Here is a 10,351-nt window from a genome sequence, read left to right as displayed (position 1 = left end):
TTTACCCTCGCTCTCGCGAGCGCATAACCCAGGCTACGTCAAGTGCCATCGATATATTCAGCAAGCCCTAAGTAGGTGAGAAAAAACCCAACTCTGTTAAAATAAGTAAACATAGAAAATACGTCGGGTCTTCGATACTTACCGCTGCTCAAATGTTAATGGAATGTGCAGAAAAAGTGTGAGAAAATAAATTATGAAGAGGTTAATGACAATATACTATATTTACCTAGGGTAATAGTATAAAATGAAAAACAAACGGCAGAAACATTAATTTTCACCGTTAAATTATCAAAGAAAACAGCGATTTGCCCACGCTGCGGTCAAACTAGCCATCGTCTTCATCAGAATCAAGGACACTTAGTTAGAGATTTGCCTATATGTGATAAAGAAGTAATTCTCAAAGGAAATCGACGGAGATTTAAGTGTATAAATTGCTGTCTATTTTCACCTACCTAATAGGGAAACGGTACTAGGAATATCTTACCATTGGTCATGGAATGGTTTACCGTCAGCTATGCTATAAATGTCTTCTTCTGGGTCGAGTATCGAACCAAAATTAGGATCTATCGCTACTCTTTTAATCCATTCAGGGTTGTGGAATGCCAAGCCATCAGCTAAAGTGTAGATATCTTCCGCTGAGTCTCTTAGGGAATCAAATGCTGGATTTGCGATCGCAGCTTTTAGCCATTCATATTCTTGTAGTTTTGCTTTGTCAATTAGGGTGGCTTCTAGTGCTTCCAGTCGCTTCAGGTCTGCATAAGTAATGATAGCAGCATCGCTCTTCCTTCCTGTTCTATGACAATTCGTTCCCCAGTATCCTCGACATGGGCAATGAGTTCGGGTAATCTGTCATTAGTTACGGTTACATTTAGTTTAGTCATCTTTTACCTCACTCTTAATTATTCTATCAAACTATCTATCCTTGAATCAAGGCTTGAAACCGAGTATGCGATCGAATGCTATCAAAAACAGAGTCATTTTTTGCCATTTCTCGGTATGTGTCAGGATTCAGATTGATGGCTTGCTGCAAATTCTGAATGGCTTGGTCAATCTGACTCTGTAACGCATAGCAGCAAGCTTTATTATAAAATGCTTCGTCTTTATCTGGTTTAATTTCTAAGGCTTTGTCGTAGGAGGCTATCGCTTCTTCCCCTCTTCCTAAATTACCCAGTGTAATGCCCCGATTGTACCAGGCTTCGTGATAATCTGGTTTTAATTCTAAGGCTTTGTCGAAGTAGGCTATCGCTTCTTCCAATCTTTCTAAGTTACCCTGTGCAATGCCTAGATTGTTCCAGGCTTCGTGTAAATCTGGTTTTAATTCTAAGGCTTTGTCGTAGGAGGCTATCGCTTCTTCCAATCTTCCTAAATTACCCAGTGCAATGCCCCGATTGTACCAGGCTTCGTGTAAATCGGGTTTTAATTCTAAGGCTTTGTCGTAGGAGGCTATCGCTTCTTTCAATCTTCCTAAATTACCCAGTGTAATGCCCCGATTGTACCAGGCTTCGTGTAAATCGGGTTTTAATTCTAAGGATTTGTCGTAGGAGGCTATCGCTTCTTCCAATCTTCCTAAATTACCCAGTGCATTGCCCCGATTGTTCCAGGCGTCGTGATAATCTGGTTTTAATTCTAAGGCTTTGTCGTAGGAGGCTATCGCTTCTTCTAAGCTTCCTAAATCATCCAGCACAAGACCCAGATTGTTCCAGGCTTCGTATGAATTTGGTTTGATTTCTAAGGCTTTGTTGTAGGAGCATATCGCATCTTTCCATCTTCCTAAATTACCCAGTGCAATGCCCCGATTGTACCAGGCTTCGTGAGCATCGGGTTTTAATTCTAAGGCTTTGTCGTAGGAGGCTATCGCTTCTTCCAATCTTCCTAAATTACCCAGTGTAATGCCCCGATTGTACCAGGCTTCGTGATAATCTGGTTTTAATTCTAAGGCTTTGTCGTAGGAGGCTATCGCTTCTTCCAATCTTCCTAAATTACCCAGTGCATTGCCCCGATTGTTCCAGGCGTCGTGATAATCTGGTTTTAATTCTAAGGCTTTGTCGTAGGAGGCTATCGCCTTTTCATATTCTTCAGCATAGCCATACAATAAACCTTGTTCATAAAACAATTCTGCTTGTTGTTGTGATGTTTGCCCATCCTCATCAATTAAAGATTGAATTTTCACCAATTCCCGTTTCCGTTCTTGGGGATTCAAAGCTAGATAATCTTCTCGTTTCCCTCTTTCCAAACAAGCTAGTATTGATTCTAGTTGCAGCAGTTCTTTATCCATTGACAACTTAAATAAACTCGATCGCCAATCAAAGAAATCCGGCGCCCGCTGAATAAAATAATCAATAGCAAATTTAGGCAACAGAAAAACAAAACAGATTTTAAAATTATCTCGAAATCGTTCTCGCTGCTGGTTTAAATTAATTAAAACAGGCGGCACTCCCCGCCAACTGTAAGAGTAAATATCCTTACTTTCCCAGCCGATATCCTTTTTCTCTTGTTCGTATTCATAAAGTGAATATTCTAAACCTTGGACGAATAGGACATTGATGCGATCGCGATTTGGCAACTCTTCAATTAGATTGTAAAAATCATAAACCGATTCCTTCAGCCGCAAAACCTCAATATTTTGCTGCGGAATATCTGTTTTAACTCTAGTAATCCAGCGTTCTCCCTCCGCCGGTGAACACTCCACAAACAACAAGCTAAAGCCATCTGTCCGCTTGAGAGTGCGTACCAGAGTTAGATATTCTTCCTCCGGTTCTGCCGGTGGCAAATCTTCGTCCCCATCAATTATTTGTGGTTTCATGGCTGCATTAGTGCAATTGCTTCCTTAAATTGCGGAATGCCTTTAATTAGCGGGTGAACATCATACCAAGGCAGCTTTTCTGCTTCATCATCAAAATATCGGTATTCCAAAATACAGCGGTTAAATAGCAAATTGCGGTGCTGTTCGTCATTATCTATCTCGTGAGAAAGAGATACTTTGGCTAAAATTTGCCATTCATCTTTTCCGGGAGTTCTGCGGTATACATCCCGCTCTTTGGTGATTGCTCTTTGGGCCGCTTTGGCAGTAATTGGCAAATTCTGTGTTTGATTCACAGCTTCTCGCATCATCTTCATCAAATCCCTAACGTGACCTCCACTCATCAAGCACAGCCGTTCTAGGGTTTCTTCGGTGTCAAACAATCCTGTTTCTAAAGATAGATTTGGAGCGATTTTTTGCACCCGCTTCTTAATCAACTCTTTAATTTTAGCAAGTCCCGGTTGGTGAGCGCTACCATCTAGATTCTGTACCAGAATCATTGGCAGCACTTGCGGAGTATTGTACTTATCGCTTAAATCAGCAGCGCGGTTAGAATGCACCAGCGAAATCGGTACAGTGTAAACGACGTGACAATCTAAAGCTTGGAGTTGTTCGCTGCGGTCTAAGAAAATTTGGTCTAGATTGCTGCGTCCTCCTGCGTCTGTCGTAGAAAATGGCACAATCCGGTCTAAATTATCGGCAATCGCTACCAGTTGCGAATATTTATTGGGCAACTTTTTTTTAGCGTCGCCAATAAACTCATTTAGCGCATCAATCAGCGTTTGTGTTTGGGGCTCAACTTTTTCTCGGATTTTGTGGCGCAGACTCGGTTGAGTTCTCACATTCGCCGTCAACTTGGCAAACTGACTAATTTGCGCCTCTAAGCTCAATTTTTCAAAAGATATTTCTGTTAGCCCTAAATCTTTTAAATCGTCCCAGCGGTCTTTCATCCAATTGAGCAAAGGCTTGGAGTCAGCCTCTTTAATTGCTTCTAATAAGTGTCTGGTGCAAGCTAGCAAAATATCTGTATATTCAGTATCTTCGGGATTGATATCTTCCGCGTCAGCCGCGAAATAAACTACAAAATAACCTTTGTTGTTCAAGTGTTGCTGTAGCCGCAGCAATTCGGTTGATTTTCCAGCACCGCGATGTCCTGCATACAACTGGCAAGTCATCGGTTCTGAACGCTCAATGTTGAGGCCCAAGTCTAGGGTAATATTGTCATCTCCTCGCACTTCCCCACAGTCAACATATTGCGGGTCGCCTGCTGGCAAAGGAGAAGATGGGTTAAAGGCGTTGTAGAGGTCTTTTAGTAGTTTTTCTGTATTTTGAGTCATAAATTTTTTTAGTATTTTTGGTTTTTTATAGGCTCAACCGCAGATTTAAGGAAGATGAACACGGATAAACGCAGATAATTATAATAAGAGCGATCGAATCTATGCAAAAGGCTGGGTGCACATGGCGCACCCAGCAATCACTACTTTTAAGCTTGATATTTTTTCAGAATAGCAACTTTTTCGGGGAAGATTTCGATCGCCATTTTGTCATCATAACGAGTCGCGAGCGATCGTCTCACCTCGCCCAAAAACAGCGGCTGCGACAGCCCAGGTTCAGGATGTACAACTGTACGAACCCGGATTGTCATGTAGTCTCTGCCCCTTCCAGAGCGCCCTGGAGAGTACAAATCCGCAGCCGCTTGCTGCATCGTTGCTTCTAATTCCGATTCCGTGATCGTAGGTGGCACAGTAACTACTGTTTGAGCGCCGCCAGTATCGTAAACTAAAGAATAGCGAACTGCACCCGGAATTTCTGTACGGGAAAAGAGTCCCAAACCGAGACCGAATATACTCGCAGCAATCACGCCCATAAAGCTTGTCACTCCCACCAATCGGAAGCGAAAACCCCATTTGAAGATAAATGCTATAACTGTTAGAATAGCCAAAGCTACTGTCAGAATTCCCGCCCATTGGGCGTACATTAAAAGGTTAGAATTTACGCTCATTTGATGATTTGTTGACTGTTGACTGTTGACTGTTGATATTAGTTACCGATACCCGATGCCCAATGCCCAATGATTAATTAAGCGTTTCGGGCCACAAGCAGATAAGTCATCATATCGCCTTTCCCCTTCACTGGAATCACGCCGCGCTCCTCAAAAATGTACTTACCCCGCAAGCGTTCGTAGGTAGCAACTGTCACCTGAATGCTGCCGGGGACGCCTTGAGATTCCATCCGGGAAGCTGTATTTACCGTATCTCCCCACAAATCGTAAGTAAATTTTTTAGTACCGATTACCCCAGCTTCTACCGGGCCTGTGTGGATGCCGATGCGAATGCTGAGCGGCTGACCTCCCTTGGTACGCATCTTAGTCATTGCTGCTTGAATTTCCAGCGCCATTTCGGCGATCGACTCGGCGTGGTCTTCGGTGGGCGTCGGCAAACCGCCAACCACCATATAAGCATCGCCGATCGTCTTAATTTTCTCAAGTCCGTAGCGCTCGGCCAACTCGTCAAAAGCCGAAAAAATTTCGTTGAGCAACTCCACCAATTGGGCCGGCGATAAATGAGCCGAAAGCTTAGTAAAACCAACCAAATCGGCAAACATCACTGTTACCTCAGCGAAACTGTCGGCGATCGTAATTTCCCCGTGTTTGAGGCGCTGTGCGATCGCCCTCGGTAAAATATTTAACAGCAAACGCTCGGACTTTTCCTTTTCCTGAGCCAATTCATGTAAATACGCCTGTTCCTTATCCCGCAGCCGCTTCTTTTCCAGACAAGCGCTAATCCGAGCCTTGAGCAATACCGGATTGAATGGTTTAGAAAGATAATCCTCCGCCCCCAACTCTATACACCGGACGATACTGTCGATATCGTCCACCGCCGAAATCATAATCACCGGGATATGGCGCAACTTCTCGTCCGCCTTCAGATTTTCCAGCACCTGATAGCCGTTCATTTGCGGCATCATAATGTCTAGAAGAACCAAATCAAAAGGATCGCTTCGCAACATTTCCAGAGCTTGGAGACCATCTTCAGCAACAGTCACCAGATGGCCTTGACGCTGAAGTCGGCGGGCCAGCAAATCGCGGTTTACCTCATTGTCGTCAACAACCAGCACGCTGCCCTCGTCACCTTTCATGTCAGGGCCTCTTTCAGAAGAGTTTCAATTTTACCCAAAAGTCGGGGAAACTCGACCGGTTTAGTGTCATAGTCATTGCAGCCTGCAGCAAGACACTTTTCACGATCGCCCGCCATTGCGTGAGCCGTCAGCGCAATCACCGGAATCCTGCTAGTTTCAGGAGCCGCCTTAATTTGCTGCGTTGCTTGCCACCCGTCTAGAACCGGCAGACTCATATCCATCAGAATCAAATCCGGTACTTTCGCGAGCGCCATCGACACTCCCTCAGCACCGTCAACAGCAATAAAGACCTCGTGTCCCTTGCGGGCCAGACGCCTAGAAAGCATATCCCTGTTCATTTCGTTATCTTCGACCAACAGGATTTTAGCCATTGGTGTTCTCCTTGCCTTTCGAGTCGTACCTGCGATCGAACCTGTCATTCACTATAGAGCGAACATCGCGCAACAAAGTATCGCAACTGTAGACTCCCTTTTGTAGCACCCGCTCAACGTAGCCGTTTAGCTGCTGGCTTTCTGCCGGTGTCAAGTCTTTCCCCGTGATCACAACAATCGGTATAGGATCTCCCGAATGGGATTTGCGAATTTCCCCGATCAACTCAAAACCATCCATTTCTGGCAACATCAAATCCAGTAATATCAGGTGCGGGCGAGCAACTTTTAGCCGATCGAGAGCAGCGCGTCCGCTATCAGCTTCCGTTACTGCCCAGCCTTGTGTTTCTAGTACGCATCGCAGTATTTCGCGCGTGGCAACGTCGTCTTCCACAATTAGAATCTGACAGGTCAAATTGTTACTTGCAACCCCGTCTTGGTCGCGTCGGTACTTGTTCAACAAAGCAGCCAGCCGTTTGCCGTCCACTGGTTTGGTGAGGTAGTCCGAGGCACCCAATGCAAAGCCGAGGCTTTTGTTGCCCACAAAGGATAGCAGGATTACGGGAATTTCGGCAAGGTCAGGATCTGCCTTCAGCGCTGAGAGTACCGCCCAGCCGTCCATGCCGGGCATAATCACATCCAGGGTAATGGCGTCTGGCCGTAGTTGCTTAGCGAGCCGGAGAGCTTGCTCGCCGCCGCCGGCGACTTCTACGTGCAGTCCTTGGCGACTGAGGGCGCGCTGGATTAAATCTCGCGAGATCGGGTCGTCGTCAACTACCAGCACCGTGCCGACAGCGGGGGCGTCCGGAGGGCTAGTGCTGTCGTGGACTTTGTTGGGGATTTCCGGCTGTTTGATGGCGCTGGGCAAGAGCACGGTGAAAGTGGTGCCTGCGCCCAAGGTGCTGCTGACCTCAATGCTGCCGCCCATCATCTGACAGAAGCGCTGGCTGATTGCTAGTCCCAAACCGGTGCCACCGTACTCGCGGGTAGTCGAGGCATCAGCTTGGGTGAAAGGTTGGAAAACTCGCTCCAATTGCTCTTGTGTCATGCCGATGCCGGTGTCGGCGACGCGGAAACTTAAAAATTCGGAGTTGGAAATTAAAATTTCGGAAGATTCCTCTTGATTTTTCATTTTTAATTGTTCATTTTTAATTCTTTCCACTCCGATCGCAATTCTCCCGTTTTGTGTGAACTTGGCAGCGTTGCTGAGCAAGTTAAGCAGCACTTGCCGCACTTTGGTCATGTCCGCGTGCATGGTGTCGAGGTTGTCTGGACAGTACACTTCTAGGGTATTACCGTTTTTCTCGACCAGCGGCCTGGCCGTGGCAACTGCACTTTCAATTAAGGTATGGATGTCGAAGGTTTCTAAGTAGAGATCCATTCGACCTGCTTCAATTTTAGAGATATCTAGGATGTCGTCGATCATCGACAGCAGGTGTTTGCCGGCGCTGCAGATTTTTTCGAGGTCAGGGACGAAAGCTTCATCGCCCAATTCTTCAGCTTCTTCTTGGAGCATTTCGCTGTAGCCGATGATGGCATTGAGCGGTGTGCGAAGTTCGTGGCTCATGTTGGCGAGAAATGTGCTTTTTGCCCGGTTGGCTGATTCTGCTGCTTCTAGGGCCGACTGCAAGGCGGATTCTGCCTGTTTGCGATCGGTGATGTCTTGGACTGTGCCTTCGTAGTACAAAACGCTGCCGTTTTCGTCGCAGATGCTGCGCGCGTTTTCAGAAATCCAGATCGTGCTACCGTCTCGGCGGTATATTTGGGATTCAAATTTTGACACTTGGCGGCGCGCGCCCAATTCTGCCATAAACTCGGCGCGCCGATTGGGGTTAACGTAAAATTGACGGTTGATCTCGGTGAGTTCAGCGAGCATTTGGGTACAGGATTCGTAGCCGTAAATTCGGGCTAGTGCGTTATTGCCGCTGAGGTAGTACCCGGTCGGCGTTGTCTGGAATATGCCTTCGACTGCGTTTTCAAAGATGCTGCGGTATTTTGTTTCGGATTGTCTCAAGGCTGCTTCTGCTCGCTTGCGCTCTAGGGCATTGGCGAGCATTTCTCCTACCATTTTTAGCTGTGTGGATATTTCGGTTGATCGACCTGCTGTTTGCTTTAAGCCATCGAATCCGAGAAATCCTACTAGGTTTTTACTACAAATTAGGGGAATAATTATCAGGGATTTAATATTTTTTAGCTGTTTTTTTAATTCTAAATTATTTAGGGAAGCGCCAATCGAAGGAATTGAGGCGGTTGCTGTTTGATTGACTGTTTGGGATGGGGAGTCTGTCTGGAATTCGGTTAAATTTTGACCCATAAAATAGGCTATTTCGGCTTTGGCTGGGGGCAGGAGTTCACCGATTTCTGGAATATAGAGGCATTCGGCGCGATCGAGTTTTTCTGCGATCCAAGGGATTTGTGCGATCTCTATTGGTTTGTCGGTGCTGTTTTTGACTGCCGGAATGCTTTCGCCGCACCAATCGTAGGTTTTGTGGGCGCGGGTTTTGTCGAATGATAACAGGTAGATGTAACTGCGGTCAAACCCGCTCAAGGTGGCGATCGATTCCAGGGTTCGATCGATGCCTTTGTCTATTTCTGATAAGGGCTGGCTGATGAAATGGGTTGACAAACGGGAAATCAACTGAGCGAATTCTATTCGATACTGCAAAGATTCTTCTACTTTTTTGAGTTCGGTAACGTCTCGAAAGCTCCAGACTCTACCAACTGTTTTCGCTCCGACTTTTGATGGCAACGAATTTAATTCAAGAATTTTTCCGTCTTTAAATTCTAATAATTCGCTGATTTGAGTATCTGAATCTGCCGACACTTTAATCACGTTTGGGAGAAATCTTTGCGGGTATTTCAATAGTTCCCTGTCGAAGGGGAATCCTGTTTTGAGCGTGTTTGTGAGTGTTGCGAAGGTCGATCGGCTCAACTTTCCTTGGTTGGCAGACAACCCCCACATTTCTAGAAATTTCTGATTATAATTACATATATTGCCGTTTCTGTCAACCGCCAGAATTCCTGCATCTGTAGATTTTAGAACTGCTTGCAGTATCGAGAGCGATTGCTTGTGTTCTCTAATGTCAAAAAACACCAAGACTGATATTTCGCGGCCGTCAACTGCGGGATGGAAAAAATAGGAAACTGGTAACATCTTGCCGTCGCGACACAAAAACTCGTCGTCCCAGTTGTTGCAAGGTTGACTGGAAGCGATCGCCTCTTGTAAATCTAGTGTAGGTGCGATCGTCGCATCTTCAGTCTTGCTTGGCGACTGTTTCGGAGCCGTCAAAACTTGGGATTTGTTGCCTTTGTTTTGCTTCCCGATGCGCTCTAGCAGGGAAACGCCTGCAAGTTCCGACTGTCGCCATCCCAGCAAGCGTTCTGCCTCTGGATTCACCGAGATTACACAGCCCTTCGCGTCAAGGATACACAATCCCGCCCCCAAACTGTTGACACTCGCCCGCAGTCGATCGAATTCTGAAGCTGTTGGAGAGTCTTGAGGGGACTGGGGCGAGTCCGTTAAATCCTTTAATGCCACCGTCTCCAAGTTAAAACAATCTTCCTGCTGAAGTTCTTGCTGACTCTGAACTCGGTCATAGCTACAACTTACCTGCTCTAATAAAAGCTGCCACTGCTCAGCAGTGGGAGGAGGAGACTCGCCGACTAAACCGAGGTGTTCGAGTTGGCGCTGGAGGTGGGGGTGCATATTTTCTGGCGCTTTGTAGGCAACTTTCTACAGTATATCTTTTTAATTAATAGTATATATACGTAGGTATACCGTTAGGGGACAAGTACGCGATCGAAGTCTATCACAGGTTTTATTGAGAAGCCGAGGGATCATGTCTCCTCTCCCAAATCTTTCAAACTGCGCTAATTATATTAATTCTCAGAACTTTTAAGGGTTGTCAACCAACCAATCCTCTGAATGTCGGCAGCACGCTAAAAAATAATAATATCATCTTATCAAGTCAATACTCAGGAAAGTTTTGGTAACGATACTATAGCAATCCTTGCAGGAGTCGTAATTTTTTTACCCGACCCCAAC

At 45.9% G+C, this 10,351-nt stretch carries 7 protein-coding genes and 1 pseudogene; 1 reads left to right on the top strand and 7 read right to left on the bottom strand.

What is annotated here, in order from left to right; translation table 11 throughout:
- Nucleotides 1-300: 300 nt before the first annotated feature.
- A pseudogene (locus QUA34_RS17615) lies at nt 301-435 on the top strand (transposase family protein); the annotation flags it as partial.
- Nucleotides 436-746: 311 nt separating this feature from the next.
- Here QUA34_RS17615 and QUA34_RS17610 read toward each other — a convergent pair.
- The 7 genes from QUA34_RS17610 to QUA34_RS17580 all read right to left on the bottom strand — a co-directional run bounded on the left by QUA34_RS17610 (nt 747) and on the right by QUA34_RS17580 (nt 10,012).
- Entirely contained in the window at nt 747-881 is a 135-nt protein-coding gene (locus QUA34_RS17610; RefSeq protein WP_333388672.1) for a hypothetical protein, read from the bottom strand.
- A 35-nt stretch (nt 882-916) separates the two neighbouring features.
- Nucleotides 917-2,803 (bottom strand): tetratricopeptide repeat protein, encoded by a 1,887-nt coding sequence (locus QUA34_RS17605; protein WP_333388669.1) that lies wholly within the window; start codon nt 2,801-2,803, stop codon nt 917-919.
- Nucleotides 2,800-4,137, bottom strand: coding sequence for an ATP-binding protein (locus QUA34_RS17600; protein WP_333388666.1), 1,338 nt, complete (start codon nt 4,135-4,137; stop codon nt 2,800-2,802). Before QUA34_RS17600 ends, QUA34_RS17605 begins: the two co-directional genes overlap by 4 nt.
- Before the next feature lie 146 nt (nt 4,138-4,283).
- Nucleotides 4,284-4,802: a Ycf51 family protein gene (locus QUA34_RS17595; protein WP_333082593.1), complete on the bottom strand. Its 519-nt coding sequence runs from the start codon at nt 4,800-4,802 to the stop codon at nt 4,284-4,286.
- 77 nt (nt 4,803-4,879) lie between these two features.
- Complete coding sequence (locus QUA34_RS17590; protein WP_333388663.1) at nt 4,880-5,938, bottom strand: adenylate/guanylate cyclase domain-containing protein; 1,059 nt, start codon at nt 5,936-5,938, stop codon at nt 4,880-4,882.
- Nucleotides 5,935-6,309 carry a response regulator gene (locus QUA34_RS17585; RefSeq protein ID WP_015177895.1) on the bottom strand — a complete coding sequence of 125 codons (375 nt, stop codon included), beginning with the start codon at nt 6,307-6,309 and terminating at the stop codon, nt 5,935-5,937. The genes QUA34_RS17590 and QUA34_RS17585 overlap by 4 nt, the downstream gene beginning before the upstream one ends.
- Entirely contained in the window at nt 6,302-10,012 is a 3,711-nt protein-coding gene (locus tag QUA34_RS17580; protein ID WP_333388660.1) for a response regulator, read from the bottom strand. The genes QUA34_RS17585 and QUA34_RS17580 overlap by 8 nt, the downstream gene beginning before the upstream one ends.
- Nucleotides 10,013-10,351: the final 339 nt, after the last annotated feature.

The organism is Microcoleus sp. POL10_C6 (assembly GCF_036701585.1).
Classification (GTDB): Bacteria; Cyanobacteriota; Cyanobacteriia; order Cyanobacteriales; family Microcoleaceae; genus Microcoleus.
Note: the sequence above shows the minus strand (reverse complement) of the source record. Positions and strands in the feature narration are given on the sequence as shown.

What these genes read in the sequence shown, in the direction of transcription:
- QUA34_RS17610 (WP_333388672.1), bottom strand. Translation starts at nt 881, where the DNA reads ATGACTAAACTAAATGTAACCGTAACTAATGACAGATTACCCGAACTC.
- QUA34_RS17595 (WP_333082593.1), bottom strand. Translation starts at nt 4,802, where the DNA reads ATGAGCGTAAATTCTAACCTTTTAATGTACGCCCAATGGGCGGGAATT.
- QUA34_RS17600 (WP_333388666.1), bottom strand. Translation starts at nt 4,137, where the DNA reads ATGACTCAAAATACAGAAAAACTACTAAAAGACCTCTACAACGCCTTT.
- QUA34_RS17590 (WP_333388663.1), bottom strand. Translation starts at nt 5,938, where the DNA reads ATGAAAGGTGACGAGGGCAGCGTGCTGGTTGTTGACGACAATGAGGTA.
- QUA34_RS17585 (WP_015177895.1), bottom strand. Translation starts at nt 6,309, where the DNA reads ATGGCTAAAATCCTGTTGGTCGAAGATAACGAAATGAACAGGGATATG.
- QUA34_RS17605 (WP_333388669.1), bottom strand. Translation starts at nt 2,803, where the DNA reads ATGAAACCACAAATAATTGATGGGGACGAAGATTTGCCACCGGCAGAA.
- QUA34_RS17580 (WP_333388660.1), bottom strand. Translation starts at nt 10,012, where the DNA reads ATGCACCCCCACCTCCAGCGCCAACTCGAACACCTCGGTTTAGTCGGC.